Annotated in this window: 19 protein-coding genes; 6 read left to right on the forward strand and 13 right to left on the reverse strand. The window is 60.9% G+C overall.

The features are described from left to right. Nucleotides 1–34: 34 nt before the first annotated feature. Nucleotides 35–1,465, reverse strand: a complete 1,431-nt coding sequence (locus I6F20_RS24515; protein WP_036024717.1) for an undecaprenyl-phosphate glucose phosphotransferase — start codon at nucleotides 1,463–1,465, stop codon at nucleotides 35–37. A 613-nt stretch (nucleotides 1,466–2,078) separates the two neighbouring features. On the opposite strand from I6F20_RS24515, the gene I6F20_RS24520 reads away from it, so the two are divergent. Beyond that, the gene (locus I6F20_RS24520; RefSeq protein WP_225128149.1) at nucleotides 2,079–2,816 is read left to right on the forward strand and encodes a metallophosphoesterase; all 738 of its coding nucleotides are present in this window, start codon (nucleotides 2,079–2,081) and stop codon (nucleotides 2,814–2,816) included. 66 nt (nucleotides 2,817–2,882) lie between these two features. On the opposite strand, the gene I6F20_RS24525 is transcribed toward I6F20_RS24520, so the two are convergent. Continuing rightward, nucleotides 2,883–3,161, reverse strand: coding sequence for a hypothetical protein (locus I6F20_RS24525; RefSeq protein WP_036013999.1), 279 nt, complete (start codon nucleotides 3,159–3,161; stop codon nucleotides 2,883–2,885). Nucleotides 3,162–3,801: 640 nt separating this feature from the next. Here I6F20_RS24525 and I6F20_RS24530 point away from each other — a divergent pair. After that, a complete protein-coding gene (locus tag I6F20_RS24530; protein ID WP_225128151.1) occupies nucleotides 3,802–4,065 on the forward strand; it encodes a hypothetical protein in 264 nt (87 codons plus the stop codon). Between the two features lie 36 nt (nucleotides 4,066–4,101). On the opposite strand, the gene I6F20_RS38000 is transcribed toward I6F20_RS24530, so the two are convergent. The 10 genes from I6F20_RS38000 to I6F20_RS24575 form a co-directional block, all read right to left on the reverse strand. Next, nucleotides 4,102–4,230 (reverse strand): hypothetical protein, encoded by a 129-nt coding sequence (locus I6F20_RS38000; RefSeq protein WP_275945402.1) that lies wholly within the window; start codon nucleotides 4,228–4,230, stop codon nucleotides 4,102–4,104. Between the two features lie 261 nt (nucleotides 4,231–4,491). Continuing rightward, entirely contained in the window at nucleotides 4,492–5,691 is a 1,200-nt protein-coding gene (locus I6F20_RS24535; protein WP_518513070.1) for an ABC transporter substrate-binding protein, read from the reverse strand. A 58-nt stretch (nucleotides 5,692–5,749) separates the two neighbouring features. Then, on the reverse strand, nucleotides 5,750–6,451 hold the full coding sequence (locus I6F20_RS24540; protein ID WP_225128156.1) for an SDR family NAD(P)-dependent oxidoreductase: 702 nt from the start codon (nucleotides 6,449–6,451) through the stop codon (nucleotides 5,750–5,752). A gap of 71 nt (nucleotides 6,452–6,522) precedes the next feature. After that, nucleotides 6,523–7,533 carry an NAD(P)H-dependent flavin oxidoreductase gene (locus I6F20_RS24545; RefSeq protein WP_225128158.1) on the reverse strand — a complete coding sequence of 337 codons (1,011 nt, stop codon included), beginning with the start codon at nucleotides 7,531–7,533 and terminating at the stop codon, nucleotides 6,523–6,525. A gap of 23 nt (nucleotides 7,534–7,556) precedes the next feature. Continuing rightward, entirely contained in the window at nucleotides 7,557–8,744 is a 1,188-nt protein-coding gene (locus I6F20_RS24550) for an acetyl-CoA C-acyltransferase (RefSeq protein ID WP_225128159.1), read from the reverse strand. A 15-nt stretch (nucleotides 8,745–8,759) separates the two neighbouring features. Next, entirely contained in the window at nucleotides 8,760–9,890 is a 1,131-nt protein-coding gene (locus I6F20_RS24555) for an acyl-CoA dehydrogenase family protein (protein ID WP_225128160.1), read from the reverse strand. Between the two features lie 22 nt (nucleotides 9,891–9,912). Continuing rightward, nucleotides 9,913–11,094 carry an acyl-CoA dehydrogenase family protein gene (locus I6F20_RS24560; protein WP_225128161.1) on the reverse strand — a complete coding sequence of 394 codons (1,182 nt, stop codon included), beginning with the start codon at nucleotides 11,092–11,094 and terminating at the stop codon, nucleotides 9,913–9,915. Nucleotides 11,095–11,106: 12 nt separating this feature from the next. After that, the gene (locus I6F20_RS24565) at nucleotides 11,107–11,844 is read right to left on the reverse strand and encodes an SDR family oxidoreductase (RefSeq protein ID WP_225128162.1); all 738 of its coding nucleotides are present in this window, start codon (nucleotides 11,842–11,844) and stop codon (nucleotides 11,107–11,109) included. A 44-nt stretch (nucleotides 11,845–11,888) separates the two neighbouring features. Beyond that, nucleotides 11,889–13,409, reverse strand: coding sequence for a class I adenylate-forming enzyme family protein (locus I6F20_RS24570; RefSeq protein WP_346276600.1), 1,521 nt, complete (start codon nucleotides 13,407–13,409; stop codon nucleotides 11,889–11,891). A gap of 88 nt (nucleotides 13,410–13,497) precedes the next feature. Further along, entirely contained in the window at nucleotides 13,498–14,136 is a 639-nt protein-coding gene (locus tag I6F20_RS24575) for a 2-hydroxychromene-2-carboxylate isomerase (RefSeq protein ID WP_225128163.1), read from the reverse strand. 198 nt (nucleotides 14,137–14,334) lie between these two features. Here I6F20_RS24575 and I6F20_RS24580 point away from each other — a divergent pair, with 198 nt between their 5' ends. After that, nucleotides 14,335–14,847, forward strand: coding sequence for a winged helix-turn-helix transcriptional regulator (locus I6F20_RS24580; protein ID WP_225128164.1), 513 nt, complete (start codon nucleotides 14,335–14,337; stop codon nucleotides 14,845–14,847). 556 nt (nucleotides 14,848–15,403) lie between these two features. On the opposite strand, the gene I6F20_RS24585 is transcribed toward I6F20_RS24580, so the two are convergent. After that, nucleotides 15,404–15,622 carry a hypothetical protein gene (locus I6F20_RS24585; RefSeq protein ID WP_225128165.1) on the reverse strand — a complete coding sequence of 73 codons (219 nt, stop codon included), beginning with the start codon at nucleotides 15,620–15,622 and terminating at the stop codon, nucleotides 15,404–15,406. Between the two features lie 235 nt (nucleotides 15,623–15,857). Here I6F20_RS24585 and I6F20_RS24590 point away from each other — a divergent pair, with 235 nt between their 5' ends. The 3 genes from I6F20_RS24590 (at nucleotide 15,858) to I6F20_RS24600 (ending at nucleotide 17,763) form a co-directional block, all read left to right on the forward strand. Continuing rightward, nucleotides 15,858–16,190: a hypothetical protein gene (locus tag I6F20_RS24590; protein WP_225128166.1), complete on the forward strand. Its 333-nt coding sequence runs from the start codon at nucleotides 15,858–15,860 to the stop codon at nucleotides 16,188–16,190. Between the two features lie 190 nt (nucleotides 16,191–16,380). Then, nucleotides 16,381–16,740: a VanZ family protein gene (locus I6F20_RS24595; RefSeq protein WP_225128168.1), complete on the forward strand. Its 360-nt coding sequence runs from the start codon at nucleotides 16,381–16,383 to the stop codon at nucleotides 16,738–16,740. Nucleotides 16,741–17,199: 459 nt separating this feature from the next. Then, on the forward strand, nucleotides 17,200–17,763 hold the full coding sequence (locus I6F20_RS24600; protein WP_225128170.1) for a transglutaminase-like cysteine peptidase: 564 nt from the start codon (nucleotides 17,200–17,202) through the stop codon (nucleotides 17,761–17,763). The last annotated feature ends 143 nt before the right edge of the window (nucleotides 17,764–17,906 follow it).

A 17,906-nucleotide genomic window follows, 5' to 3' on the forward strand; every position in this document is an offset into this window, starting at 1 on the left:
GACGGAGGTTTCCGGCGATTGAGAGATCGAGCGGCTAATAGGCCTCCTGGAACATCACGGCGGACGCGGTGCGGGCCATGATCTTCAGGTCGAGCCAGATGCTCCAATTGCTGACGTACCAGACGTCGTACTCGACCCGCTTTTCCATCAGATCGATCGTTGGCGTTTCGCCCCTGAATCCGTTCACCTGAGCCCAGCCCGTCAGGCCCGGCTTCATGTGATGGCGGTAGACATACTTGCTGATCAGCTCGTCGTAGTAATTGTCATGGGCAAGCGCGTGCGGACGCGGTCCCACCAGCGACATGTCCCCCCGTAGCACGTTCCAGAGCTGCGGCAGCTCGTCGATGCTGGTCATGCGCAGGAAGCGCCCGATCTTGGTGACCCGGGCATCCCCCTTGGTCGCCTGGGTCACCGTGTCGCCGTTCTCGGCAACCGTCATGGTGCGGAACTTCCAGATCTCGAACGGCTTGCCGTTGAAGCCGCGGCGCGACTGCCGGAATATGACGCTTCCCGGCGAATCCAGCTTGATCAGCACGGCTACCGTCAGCAGCAGCGGCGTCAGCAGCACGAGCGCGAACAGAGCGACGCCGACGTCGAGACAGCGCTTCTGCAGCCGCTCGAGAATGGTGAGCGGCGGCCGCTGGATCTCGACCGCGACGGTTCCGCTGACCGGCAGGAACGGACGGGTCACGAGGTCGGCAACGGAATCGTCCGGCAGCAGGCGAATGGGCTGCGGAACGGCGCGCAAATATGGCCCGAGCTTGCGCAGCATCGGCAATTCGTTCCAGTCGATCGCGAGCAGATATTCGTCGACATCGGCCGCGCGCGACTGACGGATGACGTCGCGAATCTGCCGCTCCCATTGGCCGTCATCTCGGTCCTCTCCGAGCACGAAATGGCGCATGACGTCGAAGCCGTTCCTGCGCAAATCCTTGAAGCGGCTCGAGGTGAAGTCGAGCGGCTTCAGGCTGAGCAGGATCACCTTGCGGTCGACCAGGCGGCTTCTCGCAAAGCTCGTGCCGAACACGGCCTGCCAGACGAAGCGCAGGCTGATCAGACCGAGCCCGCCGATCACGGCAAAGACGATGACGGTGCCGCGCGACAGATTGTCCGTCGATTTCAGCAGGAAGGCCGCAACGGCGAGGATCGTGAGCGACGTCAGCCAGATAAAGGCCGCCATTCGAAGCTGCCAAACCAGATTGAGCAGGCGATGCGTGGAATAGACGTCCCGGAAATAGGCGATCCCGACGAACACCACACCGACAAACAATCCGGCTCCCACCGATGCACCGTCGGGTGGCGATGCGACCACCACGCCATACAGCGAAGCTCCCGCCGCGTAGCTCAGCAGGATCAACAGAAAGTCAGCAGCGATGACGACGACCTGAAAGGGCCTCTGAAGCGCACTGCCGCGCGCAGATGACAGCGCATGAGCGCTTTCAGAACCGTAAGTTGCAACAGCCATTCGAACCTCTGCGTATCGAGAGAGTGCCTGACGCTCATCGTGATGCTGAAGACTCGTCAATTCCCCGCACGGAAAGTGTTGGTCGATCGCAGCGACATTGTGGCGCTGCACGCGAAACTTTTGCGGCGCACGGACGATGTGTCGCGTTGAGATGCGCGGCGAAATTCGGTGCGCTGAAAATGTCGTCACAGTGCTGACATACGAGCGAGCGAACTGCCCTATTTTGAATCAAGTTCCGCATCCAATGCGACGCCATCGTTGCACGGGCCGCTGTTCGCTGAAGTTTGAGGCGCTGCTTGCTGCCGACGAACGCAAACATCGGATCACTTGCGAGAGTTTCCAGGGATTTCTATCTGCGGATGTATGCGAGAATCTGCAACGAGTCATGCAGACTTGCTGCATGCTTCGAGCCAGCGATGCAATTCCTGCGGACCCCTCTCGTTCCTGAAGTCCATGAAACAAGTCGGCAAAAAATGCCGTGCCCTTCTTTTGGCGTGATCGGCACCGACAACGAGCTGCGGCCCCACGGAACTCGCGTTGTTCGCGTTGGATGGACGCTCTCCGGTGCCGGTGACTTGGGGATATTTTTCCGACCACCCGATCGATGAGCGCCATGAAATCTTTCTCGCGATCCCAGCCGTCGCTTCCCAAACCGCAATTGCCGGACGGCGTCCGCATCTATGCGATCTCGGATATTCACGGCTGCGCGCATCTGCTCGAGCCCATGCTGCGGGTGATCGACGCCGACGTTGCGCGGAGCCGGCCGCGCTATGCCATCGAAGTCTTTATGGGCGATTACATCGATCGCGGCCCGGATACGCGGTCAACCCTCGACATCCTGGTCGAGCGGAGCCGGCGGGGGAATGCGGTCTTCCTCAAGGGCAACCACGAGGCCTTTTTGGTGAGGGTGTTCGAAGATCCTTCCCTATTCGAGGACTGGATTGCCTTCGGCGGGACCCAGACATTGATGTCCTACGGGCTTGCTCCCCCCGATCTCAAGCGCGACGAGCCAGCATCGATCCTGCGCGACTTGATTCGCGCCATGCCGACCGAGCATCTGGAATTCCTGGACAATCTGCGGTTGAGCTTCAGCTGCGGAGACTTCTTCTTCGTCCACGCCGGCGTTCGCCCGGGCGTGCCGCTCGCCGAGCAGACCGAGCGCGATCTGCTCTGGATTCGCGAGGAATTCCTGCAGAGCGAGGAGCAGTTCGGCAAATATATCGTCCACGGCCATACGCCGGTCCGCAGCGCCGAACTACTGGCCAACCGCGCCAATATCGACACCGGCGCCTATGCGACCGGTAACCTCACCCTGATGAGCATCCAGGGAAGCCGAATGCTCGCGGTGTGATGAGCTTCAGCCTCCTGCCACCGATGCGCGAGACCGTCTCAGGGAGGGAATGGACGTTCGCGATTTCTAGTTGAGCAACGTCGGCTGCGCCGGCCGCGCACGCGTCTGGGCCATCCAGTCGCTCCAGGCTCGCTCGTGCTTGACGTAGAGCTCCACCCAACGTTCGCCATGCCTGGCCTCTCGGACGCGCGCCGCCTCCCCGAGCAGCTCGGCGCCGGGACGGGTGTCCGGCTTGTCCAGCGCTTCGAACTCGATCGTTTCCGAGATCGTCAGACCGACAAGCACGCGCTGTCCGGCGCCATCCACGATGTAGCGTCGCGGCGCATCCTTCTTGGGCTCACTCATGTCGTCATGTCCCACCGGGTTCAGTGTGAAGCTGGATACCGTCATCGAATGGGACGATGCCTAGAAGGCTCGCCGGGCGTGGCCGAACGTCGAGGTCGGAGCGGGCCGCGAGGACCGGCGCGAGGCGCTGCTGGATGAGCTCACGGCTCTTCGTTGGACGCGCCAGGCGCGTAGCGCGTATCCGAGAATGAGACCAGCGCCGAAAATGGAAGCAGAGACAAACGCAGAAGTCATGAGAGTCGTCCTGGGAGTCGTCCTGGATCGTGCGCGTCCTATCAAGAGTGAGCAGTGTGTCGACATCATGGTTCTCGAGGATTCACGAGCGCCGAAAAAATGTTCAAGGTTCGGTCTCCTTTGCATGCATGCCGCGCGCGCGGCAACGCTGCCGGCCTCGGGCTGATCTCGTCTCGGCCGGAGATGATCATCGAATACTCTCTCTATATATATGTCGACGACATATCTAAGAGACGTTCTCGCAGCCCAATGCATCAAGGCCCGTCGCGGTCGATCCGACGCGCGTTGGCGACACCATGCGCCCCTGCAACCGGAAGTTCGGCGTCAGCCGGCCAGCCCGTGCCCTTGCAACCATCCGGAACCCGTCGCATTATCACCCATCGCATTTCATGAGGGATTCAATCCAATGAACTTCCGTGCCCTTATTCCATCCATTGCCCTGGCCGCTCTTGGCCTTACCGTAACGGTCTCCGTCGCGCCGGCCGCCGAGCTCGCACTTGCTCCGTCACACCGGGCGGCCGCCGTCCAGGGCGGACTTGTGTTCTGGGACGACGTCTACCCGCCCGCGATCTATGGCCCGCAGCTTCGCCCGGTCGGGGAAGTCGCAGCAATGAAGGCGCAGGCACGGCCGGTGTCCCAGCGCTGGTGGGGATATTGGTACGTGCGGTAAGGCACCGGAGCGATCGGCCGGGGGTTCGAGCTTCGCTCAACCGTGAACCGCCGCCATGTGGGCAACCGCTGGCGGCGGTTTTCGCTTGTCCAGAAACTCCGCAAACCGCAATCTTTCGTAGCCAAGTACGAAGGTGGCGATCGGCGCCTTGACGTCATCGAGCATTGCCGAGGCACTCGGAGCTGATCCGCTGAAGCTGCTTCGGCGCTTCATGCGTGAAAGAAAACAATTGGAGCTTCCATTTGCGCCTGTGATGCCATCAACCTCGACTGCACCGACTAATCCGCGATTTCTGGATGTCCGAGAATGCTCGGCTGAAATTGGTCAGCCGACCGTGTCGAAGCGGAGTCTTTGAGGTAGAAAATCAATCTCCAGGCCCCCAACGCCGATACGGAGGGCCCGGCATCACCGGCGCCCTAGTGCTGATTAGTTTTGGTCGGCACTCAGAACACTGCCGAACTGCTCCCAGGAACTTCCGGTCCAGCGTTGCAGCTGAAGCTGCGTGTACGCCATACTGTTGCTCGGGCCGGTGTTGATCGCAATACCAGGCATCAGCGTCGGAAGCACGAGTCCTTTGATGCTGCGCGCCTGCTTCAGAATGTTCTCGCGCGACAGATCGTTGCCGCATTGCTTGAGCACCTGCTCCAGGATTTGACCTTGCTGGGTCCCGAACAGGTAATTGTTGTCGCCAATGTCGGAGCCGGAAAGATATTTCTCGAAGTGTTCACGATACCACTTCATACCCGGGTCGTCGGCCCACCGCTTGTCGTTCGGATCCTTTGTGACAGTCGCTGCAATAACCCCGACCGCCTTGTCCGCTCCGGCAGGCACAATGGTAGCGGAGACCGAGCTCGAGACATAGTTGATGATGGTCAGCGGCGACCAGCCGATCTCGTTCGCCTTCTTGATTGCCTGAGCGGTGAATTTCGGCGTGCCCGCGATCACGAAGGCCTGGGCCCCCGAGGCCTTGAGCGACACCACATGAGATTCGATGGTGGGTTCGGTAACTTCGTAGGGCGAGGCGACCACCTTCCGGTCGAAATCGGCTTTCAGCGCCTCCTTGAACGCCGCGACGAAATCCCGGCCGAGGTCATCGTTCTGGTACAGGATCGCAATCTTTGCGTCGGGCTTGGTCTCGCTAATGTACTTCGCGTAGATCTTGCCTTCGGTGTTGTAGCTCGGCAGTCCCGTGGTCGTCATCGGAAAGTCGGTGAAATTGGCAAACTTGGTCGCCCCGCTGACGACGAAAAGGTGTGGCACCTTCTTCCCGTTCACATATTTCACGGTCGCACTGAGACCGGGTGTCCCGAGCGGGCTGAACAGCAATGCCACCTCGTCACCCTCGATCAGCTTCCTGGTCTGCTCGACGGCCTTCGGCGGGCTGTAGGCGTCATCATAGGTCATGAGGTTGATCTTGCGGCCATTGACGCCGCCACGGTCGTTGATCGAGCGAACGTAGGCGATGAGGCCCTTGCCGGTGTTGCTGAGCGGAGACGCGGGACCGCTGAATGGGAAAGTCGCCCCGACCTTGATTTCCGATTCCGTCACACCGGGCGTGTCGGCATGAACCGGCATCGCGACAAATGCCGCAAGCGCGGCCATGGAAAGCGCGAGTTTCCTCATCAACATCTAAATTCCCTCCTGAGCTTGTTATGATTTGAGCAGCGGTCTGCTGACTTACCAACTACCAGGCTTCACCGAACGGCCTGATCTCCACATTGAACGACCAGGCACTGCGGTCCTGGTGAACGACATGCCAGATCTCATCCGCGATTGCCCGCGGCTTGATGAAGAAGTCGTCCGGCCGGTCCGGCCAACGCTTCCTCGTCCATTCAAGGTCGATCACGGCGTCGATGACGACATAGGCGACGTGGACGCCTTGTGGTCCGAGATCACGCGCGATTGCCTCGGCAAGGATGCGTTGTGCCGCCTTGGTCGGCGCGAAGCCGGCAAAGCCCGGCTTGCCCCGCAACGCCGATGTGTTTCCGGTCGCGACGATGGCCCCATGGCCGGCCTGCGTCATGGTCGGGGCAAACCGCCGCGCCAGATAGAGCAGCCCCATCGTGTTGACCTGGAAGTTCCGATTGAGGATTTGCGGATCGATCTCACTGAACCTGCCGAACGCGCCACCTACCGCGTTGTGAATGACGACACCGGGACTGCCCAGATCTCGCTCGACGGCGGTTGCCGCGTCCTCGACTTGCGCGGCATCGGACACGTCGCATCGATACGCTTTTGCGCCCGGTAGCTCCTGCGCCAGCGCGGCGATGCGCTCCTCATTCCTGGCGAGAAGCGCGAGGCGGTATCCTCCCTCGGCGAATCGCCTTGCCAGCGCCGATCCCGTGCCTGGCCCAACGCCGGATATCAGACAGACAGGTGCACCCATGCGATCAGATCTCCATGTTCGGCCGGCACGTCATACCGGCTCGCGACCATGCCGTGCCCGGAGGCACCGCATCAGGCGACTGCGCGCGCCTTCTCCGTCTCGACCTCGCCGTCGAGGAAGCCGGTCAGCCGCTGACGGATGATCGTCTCCGCTTCCCTCATGATGCGATCGATCAGCTCCTTGACCGTCGGGATGTCGTCGATGAGGCCGACCACCATCCCGCAGCTCCAGGCGCCGGCGTCCATGTCGCCGTCGACCATCACCTTGGCGTAAACGCCGGCGACCTGATCGTGGATGTCCTCGATTTTCAGGCTGGCGCCTTTGCTGCGCTCGATTTCCACGAGCTGGGCGACCCCTTTGTTCTTGAGGACGCGTTCGGTATTGCGCAGCGCGCGCATGACGAGCACGGTGTCGAGCTCGCTGGCCTTGACGATGGCCTGCTTCACATTGTCGTGGACCGGCGCTTCCTTGGTGGCGACGAAGCGGGTGCCCATGTTCATGCCCGAGGCGCCCATCGAGAGCGCAGCGACGAGGCTGCGCGCATCGACCATGCCACCCGAGGCAACGAACGGGATTTTGAGCTCATCGGCGGCCCGCGGCAAAAGAATCATGTTCGGGATGTCATCCTCGCCGGGGTGGCCGCCACACTCGAAACCATCGACGCTGACGGCATCGCAGCCGATCTTCTCGGCCTTGAGCGAGTGCCGAACCGACGTGCATTTGTGGATCACCTTGATGCCCGCCGCTTTCAGCGCGGGCATGTATTGTTCCGGACTGCGGCCAGCGGTCTCGACCGCCTTGACGCCGCCCTCTCTGATCGCCGCGATATATTCGGGGTACGGCGGCGCCGAGAAGGTCGGCAGGAAGGTGAGGTTCACGCCGAACGGCTTGTCGGTCATGTCGCGACACCGCGCGATTTCCTTCGCCAGCAATTCCGGCGTCCGCTGGGTCAGGCCGGTGATGATGCCAAGGCCGCCCGCATTCGATACCGCAGCGGCGAGCTCGGCAAAGCCGACATAGTGCATGCCGCCCTGGATGATCGGATGCTGGATGCCAAACAGTTCAGTGATTGCTGTCTTCACGAATGATCTCCCGCCTTTGCCGCTCAGTGGATGATTTCGAACAGACCGGCCGCGCCCATGCCGCCGCCGATGCACATGGTCACGACGCCGTATTTCGCCTTGCGCCGGCGGCCCTCGATCAGAAGGTGGCCGGTGAGGCGCGAGCCGGTCATGCCGTAGGGATGACCGATCGCGATCGAGCCGCCATTGACATTGAGCCTGTCCGGATCGATGCCGAGCTTGTCGCGGCAATAGATCACCTGCACCGCATAGGCTTCGTTCAGCTCCCAGAGATCGATGTCGTCGATCTTCAGATTATGGCGCTTGAGCAGCCGCGGGATCGCGGCAACCGGGCCGACACCCATCTCGTCCGGCTCGGCGCCGGCGGCGACGAAGCCGCGGAAGATGCCGAGCGGCTTCAGCCCCTTCCTGGCTGCGATCTTGTCGCTCATGATCACGCAGGCCGAGGCGCCGTCCGAGAGCTGACTAGCGTTGCCGGCGCTGATGGTCTTGCCCTCGAACACCGGCTTGATCCTGGCGAGAGCTTCGGCGGTGGTTTCCGGCCGCGGGCCTTCGTCCTTGGCGAGCGTCACCTGCTCGTAGGTCACCTCCTTGGTGTCCTTGTTGAGGAGCGCCATTTTGGTCGTGAACGGCACGATCTCGTCGTCGAAACGGCCGGCCTGCGACGCAGCGCCGACCCGGCGCTGGCACTCGAGGCTGTATTCGTCCTGCTTGTCGCGATCGATCTTGTAGCGCTCGGCGACGACCTCCGCCGTATCCAGCATCGACATGTACATTTCGGGCTTCATCGCCATCAGCTCGTCATCGATGGCGTGGAACTTGTTCATGTTCTCGTTCTGCACGAGGCTGATCGACTCGATTCCGCCACCCATCGCGACCTCGACCCCGTCAAGCATGACCGACCGTGCGGCCACCGCGATGGCCTGCAGGCCAGACGCGCATTGCCGGTCGATCGTAGTGCCGGCAACGGTAACCGGCAGGCCCGCGCGGATCGTGCCCTTGCGGGCCACGTTCATCACCATGGTCCCTTGCTGCATGGCGCAGCCCATGACCACGTCTTCCACCTCGTCCGGCGCGATGCCCGCGCGCCTCACCGCTTCGGCCATCACGTGTCCGGCCATGGTCGGGCCGTCCGTGTTGTTGAGGGCGCCGCGATAGGCTTTGCCGACGGCGGTCCTTGCGGTGGAAACGATGACAGCCTCAATCGTCATGCTGACCTCTTCTGTTTACGCGGCCGCGTCCAGCTGCGCATAGCGCAGCACGTGGAACGCGGGATCGCCGAACTGGATGTTGATGGAGGAGATGCGCTTGAAATAATGCCCGACGTTGAGCTCGTCGGTCATGCCCATGCCGCCATGAAGCTGCACCGCCTGATCAGCGACGAACTTGCCGGCATAGCCGATCTTCGATTTGGCGCCTGAGGCGAGCCGCGACAGGCCGGGATCACGGGCGGAGAGGTTCAGGCTGAGATGCTGCATCAGGGAGAGCGCCTCCTGATGGGCAATAAACATGTCAACCATGCGATGCTGCAGAACCTGGAATGAGCCGATGGTGGTGCCGAACTGCTTGCGGGTCTTCGAATAATCCAGTGTCGCGGCGTTCAGCTCGCCGATGGCGCCGACGGCTTCCGCGCAGAGCGCGCCGATGGCGCGGTCGCGACCGGCTTCCAGCAAGGCGACGCCGTCGCCCTCGCGCCCGATCAATTGCCCGCGGACCTCGCGCAGGCTGATCTCGGCGGCCCTGCGGCCGTCGATCGTCTTGAAGCTCTGGAGATCTAGTCCAGCGGCGCGCCGGTCGACCACGAACAGGCTAACTCCGCCGCGGTCACGGTCGTCGCCGGAGGTCCGTGCCGAGACGATGAGATCGTCGGCCCAGGGCGCCGCGATCACCATGGTCTTCGCGCCGGTCAGAACGTAATCGCTCCCTTCGCGCCGCGCCCTTGTGGTCACCTTGGCAAGGTCGAAACGGGATTCCTTCTCCGTCCATGCCAGTGTCCAGATCTTGCTTCCGTCGATGATGCCGGGGATGAAGGCCTGCTGCTGCTCGGGCGTGCCGGCGTGCTCGATCAGGCCGCCGGCCAGCACCACCGTCTCGACGAAAGGCTCGACGACGAGGTGACGGCCGAACTCATGCATGATGATCATGGTCGCTAATGGGCCGCCGCCCAGACCACCGGCGCTGTCGGAGAACGGCGCGGCGAGCAGTCCGAGTTCGGCGAAAGCGTCCCACTGCGTGCGGCTGAAGCCTTCCTCGCTCGCCACGATCTTGCGCCGCGCCTCGAAATCGTACTGGTCGCGCAGCAGGCGCTGCACGCTGGACCGCAGCAATTCCTGCTCTTCCGTGAACTGAATATCCATCCGCTCCTCCCGATCCGTGTGGCTAGAGCCCGAGCACGGCTTTGGCGATGATGTTGCGCTGGATCTCGTTGGATCCGCCGTAGATGCTGAGCTTGCGCGCGTTGAGATATTTCTCCGAGGCGGTATGGCCGTAGTCGGGGCCCGGCATGAAGCGATTGGCGCTGACCGGATGTTCGCGGATGGCAAGGCCGTAATTGCCGATGGCGCGGTGCGTGAGCTCCGTAATGTCCTGGAAAATCTCGGTGCCGCGGATCTTGAACAGCGAGGCCGCAGGGCCGGGATCAATGCCGCGCGCCAGCTGTGCCACGACGCGCAGCTCGGTCGCCTCCAGCGCCAAAACGTCGAGCTCGACGCGGGCGATGTCGCGCAGAAATTCGAGATGCGCTGGATCGTCGGCCGGGATCTCGGCCTCTACGATCTGCTTCAGCTTCTGGATATAACGGGTCGACCGGCCGATGCCGGCCATGCTGGTTCGTTCATTCCCGAGCAGGAATTTGGCGTAAGTCCACCCCTTGTTCTCCTCGCCGACCAGATTTTCCACCGGCACGCGGACGTTCTCGAGGAAGACGTCATTGACCTCGTGACTGCCGTCGATCGTGATGATCGGCCGCACCGTGACGCCGGGCGACTTCATGTCGATCAGCAGGAAGGAGATGCCGGATTGCGGCTTCGCGTTCGGATCGGTGCGCACAAGGCAGAAGATCCAGTCCGCATGCTGCGCCAGCGTCGTCCAGGTCTTGTGACCGTTGACGATATAATGGTCGCCGTCACGCACCGCCTTGGTTCTGACGGTCGCAAGGTCCGAGCCGGCGCCCGGCTCGGAATAGCCCTGGCACCACCAATCCTCGCCGGACAGGATCCGTGGCAGGAATTTTGTCTTCTGCGCCTCGTTGCCGAAGGTGTAGATGACGGGTCCGACCATGGTGACGCTGAAGGCCAGCGGCGGAAGCGTGCCGGCCCGAGAGGTCTCCTGCTCGAAAATGAAGCGCTGTGTGATCGACCAGCCGGGGCCGCCATATTCCTTCGGCCATAGCGGCGCGATCCAACCCTTCTTGTAGAGAATGCGATGCCAGAGCAGCGACTGTTCCTTGGTCAGATCGGTCTCGGGATTCGGAACGCGCATTTCTTCGGGGTAATGATCCCTGATGAATGCGCGAACCTCGTCGCGAAACGCCGCATCTTGCGGCGACAATGCGAGCTCCATCGAACCGGCTCCCTACCACTTCTCGCCGAACGGGCGGATCTCCAGCTCAAATGTCCAGGCGGTCTTTGGCTGCTGGTAGAGCTGCCAGTAGGCGCCGGCGACGGCCGCCGGCGGCATCAGGAGGTCCGGATTGTCAAGCGCGTTGGCGCCAAGCGCCTCGATGCGGCGCTGGCGCACCCACTCCGTATCGACACCGGAATCGATGATGAGATGCGCAACATGAATGTTCTTCGGACCCAGCTCGCGCGCCATCGCCTGTGCGACCGCTCGAAGGCCAAACTTCGCGCTGGCGAAGGCGGCATAACCGCTGCCTCCGCGCAAGGACGCGGTCGCCCCGGTGAAGAAGATCTTGCCGCCGCCGCGAGCCGTCATCAGCCGCGCCGCCTCACGTCCCGCCAGGAAACCGGAATAGCAGGCCATCTCCCACACCTTGCGGAACACCCGCTCGGTGGTGTCGAGGATCGGGAAGTTAACGTTGGCTCCGATGTTGAAGATGCAGACCTCGAGCGGCGCATGCTTGTCGGCGTCATTCAGGAAGGAGGTGATCTCCTCCTCTTTGCGGGCATCGAGCGAACGGGCGTGGATTTCGCCGCCCGCGGCTTCGATGTCCTTGACCAACGGCGCCAGCTTGTCCCCGTTGCGGCGGCCGGCATGGATCGAAAATCCCTCGGCCGCGAATTTCTTGGCAATCTCCGCACCGATATAGTCTCCTGCACCGATCACGGCTGCCGTCGCGTTTCTCTTCTGCATGGCCTTTTCCTTCGTTGCGAGAGACCTCTTTGTGAGGCAGAGCGTCAGCCTCGACTGCGCAGGGACTCAGCCAGTTTGTGCTTCAGTATCTTGCCGGTGGACGTCGCTGGCAGCGCGTCGATCAGGATAATTTCCGACGGTCGCTTGTATGAGGTAAGTTGCGGAGCAATGTGGGCCAGCAGATCCTGCGCAGTCGCCTTGGAGCCCTGGATGAGCTGGACGAAGGCGACAACTTCCTCATTGCCCTCGACCGGCCGGCCGACGACGGCACATTGCACCACCGACTCGTGCGTGCTCAGCACGGCCTCGATCTCAGCCGGGTAGACGTTGAATCCTGACCGGATGATCATCTCCTTGGTGCGTCCCACGATGTAGAGAACATCGCCTTCGAAGCGAGCCAGATCGCCGGTGTTGAACCAGCCATCGGGATCGATCGCCTTCGCGGTCAGATCCGGTGCCCGATAATAGCCGCGCATCACGTTCGGCCCACGGACATGGAGTTCACCGACCGCATCCGCCGCCACTGGTTTGCCGTCGCGGCCCACGAGCTTGGCCTCCAAGCCCGGCAGGACTGTCCCCACCGCATGATCCGCCCTCGGCGACTCGCTCCGCACGCCCGAGATGCCTGGTGAGCATTCCGTGATCCCGTAGCCATTCAGTAGCGGTAGGCCCAGCTCCTGTTCGACGCGCGACTTGAGTTCGAGGTCAAGCGGCGCGCCGGCGACCGCGATCAAGCGCAGGGCGCCGCGATCTAGCTTTGGCAGGCCGGCATTGCGGCGGTACTCCAGCAGGCGCTGATAGGTCGCAGGCACACCGTTGAGGATGGTGATGCCCTCCTCCGCCATCGCCTTCACCAGGGCTGCCGGATCGTATTTTGCGACTAGGCGCACCCTGGCGCCGACCATTAAGGTCATGGTGAGTAGCGAGATGCCCACGATGTGCGAGATCGGCAGCACGCAATATTGCACGTCAGCCGCGGTCATCCTGCGCCAGGCGGCGGTGCCGCGCGCACTGAATAGGAGGTTGCGGTGGGTCAGCATTACGCCCTTGGGCGTGCCCGTAGTGCCAGAGGTATAGATGAGAACTGCGACTTGTTTGGCGCCATCGGCGTCAACCGGCTCCGCCGCCGTGTCCGTGTTCAGCGCGGTCACGCCGATATCGCGCAGCGGCCCAAGCTCCTGCACCGGCGCATCGCACCGTGCAGCATGGGTGGCGGCTTCCTGCGACACCCCGGCAGTGAAGAACACCCGCCTTGCGCCGCTGTGATCCCGGATCTGGTCGACCTCGCGCGGGGACAGCCGCGGATTGACGACGATCGCCCAGGCATCGAGCAAGCTCGCGGCGAGCAGCAGACAGGCGAGTGGAATCGAATTCTCGCTGACGATCATCATGCGGTCGCCGGCGCGGATGCCAAGCGCACGCAGCTTGTCAGCCGTGGCCTGAACCGCCGCATCAAGTTCACGATAGGTCAGCGTCGCCGTGTCGTCGACTAGTGCCACGCGATCCGGCGTTGCTGCGACATGCGGCGCCATCACGTGATGGATCCGGCTCGGCAGACCGTCCACGCTCCCGACTGTCTCCTGGGTCAATGAGACCACGGCACCCTCCCTGAGAAACGGCTTTTTGCCTGTTAGTTTTGCCTAGATGTTATGATCACGCCGTCTTGCGCCGGGCGCTGGCGAGCTGCGCGAGGATTTCCTCTTCGACGTCGCGCAGACTGTCCTTGCCGAAATAGATTTCGTCGCCGACGAAGAAGGTCGGAGAGCCGAAGCTGCCGCGCTGCACGGCGCGCGTGGTGTTCTCGATCAGCTTCTTCTTGACGTCATCCTGCTGGGCGCGCGCGATGATGCGGTCAATATCGAGACCAGAGGACAGGAACGCCGCGCGAAATACCTGCGGGTCGTCCATCTTCTTCGGCTCCACCCACATATGATGATAGGCGGCGCGGAAATAGGGCTCGAACAGGCCGTCAAATTCCGCCGCGACGACACCGCGCATCAGGCTCAACGTGTTCACCGGAAAGAACGGGTTCGGCGCGAACTTCGTGATGCCGTGGCGGCGCAGGAAGCGCGCGGTCTCGAGCGCATTGTATTCCGGCTTGTTCTTGATCCCGCGAAGTGAGTCCGCCGGAGACATGTTGCCCGTCGCCTTGTAGACGCCGCCAAGAAGGACCGGGACATAGTCAAACCTGATCCCGGTGCGCGTCTCGATATCCGGCAATGCGAGCTCGGCCAGATAGGCGTTTGGGCTCCCGAAATCGAAGTGAAACTCAGCCTTCAACGCAGCAACCATGGAGCGCTCTCCCCTTCGATACTGGCGGTTCGTTCGACTGCCGCCTCGTTCTGACCCGGCCCCGAACGATAAGTTCTGTTATAGAACTGTCAATATGATATTCGTCATCCAATACCGCTCGAGAAGGTATCCTATTGAAATCATATAAGTTCTGTTTTAGAATTTATTTTACGGCAGTCGGAAAAGTGGAGGAATTTGATGAAATGGGATGCGCTTGAAGAGGAGCCGTGCTCCCTGGCCCGCACCGTCGCTGTGATCGGCGATCGTTGGAGTCTGCTTGTCCTTCGCGAGTGCTTTCTTCGCATCCGACGGTTTGACGACTTCCAGGCGTCGCTAGGGATTACCCGCCATCTGCTCGCCGACAGGCTGAAGAAGCTGGTGCGCTTCGGCGTGCTGCGGAAAATTCCTTATCAGGACGCACCAAAGCGTTACGAATACATCCTGACGCAGAAGGGCCTGGATCTGTACCCAATCATCATGTCGATCGTGCACTGGGGCAACGTGCACATGGTCGATTCGCGCGGACGGCCGATGCTGCACGAGCACAAGAGCTGCAAGAGGATGTTCGATCCCGTGATGGTCTGCTCTGAATGCGGTGAACCGCTGGCGGCCAAGGCTGTGCATGTGCATCCGGGACCTGGTGCCCGCCAAGCTTCACCGGTTCATGCAGAAGCACAGCAACGAACCAAGAGCGGTCGAGAGCGGGCTTGAGGCATGGCATGACTCCACGTCGGCTTAGACGAGCGCGGTAGCCCCAGCGATATCCGTGCGTGGGCTCATCCGCTTCTGTCCAGGCTGCCTTAGTTCATTTGCCTTGCTCGGGCCGCTTCCGGTACGTGAGCCGACTCCGCCATGCGAGCCCCGAGAAGAGCAGCTATCGATCGACCAGTAGGAGAATTTTTGGCTTGGCCTACTGCCTGGCTTCTCTCGGATGACAATGTGCTCCGACGGCCACCTGAAAAGCCGCAAGATTCCTCCGACAGAGCTGGACTTTGACGAGCTCTCAAAACGCCAACGTTTGCTGTTGCCCTTCCCCCTCATTGTCATTCCTGCTTCAGCCAGCGCTTCAGGACCCGCCGTTGTGCGGCCCGAATCGGTCTCTCATAGCGCTTCAATCCAGCAAGACGCTTCGCCAGCCTCGTATTCGGACATTCCATCAATGCAATAAGCATGTCCTGGCGGGCTTGGCGGATGCGACCGAGCCACAGGTTGTTTCTCAATCAAAGCTTTCTCTTGTTCCTTTTTGGAGCAACATCCGACTGCGGCTTTACTGGTCTAGCTGGCCGCGCAATGCGTCTCGTATTTCGAAGAGTTCGCGAAGTCTTTGGGCAATATCAGATTGTGTCTCCTGCCATTCGATCCGATCCTCCGCGGTCCATAAGGGAGACTCATGATTGAAGCGAGTTCTTTCTGCCTTTTCGAATTCAATGTACTGTTCAATCTCGCGCTCAACGTGATCTAGTTGCTCTTGGAGAGTTTCTGGCATCAGCCGCTCCCTCGGCTTTGGCCCCAGTCGGCGTCAAGGTTCGGCGCAATCGGCGCTGCGATCAATAGCTGTTCTGGCCGTACGGATATTTGCGTACATCTATCTGAAAGTTGTTTTAATACGTAAGACGATGCTTGTGCCGATCCGATTTACCGCATCAGCCTCGGAGTCGAGCGGAGTTCCGAGCGGGCGAGCGAGCGCAAGTTGGCTCCTCAAGAGGGGGTACCGAACTCCATTGGCTTCGCCAGAATTCCAGGACGTCGCAGAAATCTATACCATCAACAACGCCCTGGATTGGCAACTGGACGGCGCTGCTGCGCTTGACATCGAAGCCCGCCTTCGATCGTACGGTTTCGATCAACACGCCATCAGTATGGAGGTGTACGTCCAAGCGCGGGAGATCCTCGTCCTGTTCGACCCGCTCCTGAACGGAGCACAACTTCGGCGCTTGATGTTGCTGAAGGAAAGCAGCAACATTCGACGGTCGAGAATGTCAAAGCTTTCCGATATTGGTGGGCGCACAAATCGGCCAGGCGACAACTACCTTTCTACGGAGAGGTCTTACTGACGAGGCCCCGCTAGGTTATTTCAATAAACGGCAGGACGGGATGATGAGCAGGAGCAGCAGGCTCTGCCGACCGACTGTGCTGCGATCTGCTTATCTTTTGATCGTCGAACAAGCTTGATAATCCTCACGACACAAGGCCAAATGTTCGCACCTCGGCTCATTCACCGATCTCGAACTCTAGAAAACAGACATGGCCAAACTGTATCTCGCGGCGGGATGGTTGGCTCTCGCCCTCGTGATTTTTGTGACGCTCGCTCCCATTCACGATCGTCCCATGATCGCGCCCCCTCAGTTCGAGCGCTTTGCCGGATTCTTCATCCTCGGCCTCGTGCTCGTGCTGGCCTACTCAAATCGCACTATCCTCATAACTCTAATCGTCGTCGGCAGCGCAGTTATCCTGGAGGCCTTGCAGCTGCTGACTGCTGATAGGCATGGTGACCTCATGGATGGGCTGGTCAAAGTGGCTGGAGGTGTCTGCGGGATCTCGGTCGTCACTCTGGCGCGCGTCGGTATCACTCAGGCAATGACTAAGATCGTATCACGCGGATGACCGGCTCGGCTCTACCGTCTGCTCCTAGCGACCGCTACAAGCTCAGGCGGCACGAATAACAAGGCTAGCCCGTCATGACGATCTCTGGCTAATCGCAGCTATGTTGTCGCTCGGCTTGAGAGCGGGTGTATTATGCGGGTCCAACAACCGCCGCGATGGGCACCGCAAATTGGGCCGGCGGCTGCTCGAAACCACGCTGGCGCCCTCAATGCACTAAGCAGGTTTCTGGACAGCGAAGCCAATTTTTCAGGGGGAAGTCTGCCCCGTTTCTCTGGAGCGGTGATTGCGTCCTTGCGCCCCACGTTCGCGCGCCAGCGCCGCGTTGTTGGTTAGGCAAACAGCTGCGGCAGCGACGCTTCAAGGCTAGGCATCAGTTGCCCCATAATTGATATGGCGTTCCCATTTTTGCGCCTGCAATATGGAGCGATGGTGTAGTCGTTTCTGTCAGGCACCCAAGTGATGATCCGATATGCTGCAAGCACACTTGCAATAATGTATTGGATGTGCGGCCAACCGGCCTATTGCGGTTTTGAACAGCAAGTCGCCGCTCCCCTTTCGTTCGCGCTGTTCTGCGTCCGATATCCCGAAGATTGCCAGCAACATGGCGATCTGCGCATCACAGATTTCCGTTCTCGTAGTCAGCGATGGCGACAGCTCAACCAGATCAATTCCATGGTCAATTTAAGCATCATGCCGAAGGCGTTAGCGGCAAGCCGGAATGACCATGACTGGCAGATCTTTCCCAGCGAGGGAAACTGCGCGGACTATGCTGTGACAAAGCGCCATCTTCTGCTGCGAGCAGGTTGGCCAAGTTCGTCTCTTCTCCTTGCGGAGGTTGGCATTCGGACAACCGGAGAACACCACCTGGTTCTGCTTGTACGAGAAGGCAGGGCTATTTTGGTTCTCGACAATCTGAGTACGGCCATTCTCAACGTCAACGAAGCTTTCGACCAATACGCCTTTCTGCGCATACAATCGAACCACGACCCGCAACTCTGGATACGCAGGCTTACCGTATCGTAGCTCCGTGGAATTGCCTGACTTGGAGCGTGGCGGAGTTCTGCCGCAGCTCACTGACTCGGCCCAAGCCACTGCTCAGCGTCTATGACGATTCAAGACGATTGACATGGTACCGCGTGGTCAGCGTCCGCGCCGGGGCAATCGCC

Source organism: Bradyrhizobium sp. IC3123, from assembly GCF_020193625.1.
Lineage (GTDB): Bacteria > Pseudomonadota > Alphaproteobacteria > Rhizobiales > Xanthobacteraceae > Bradyrhizobium > Bradyrhizobium yuanmingense.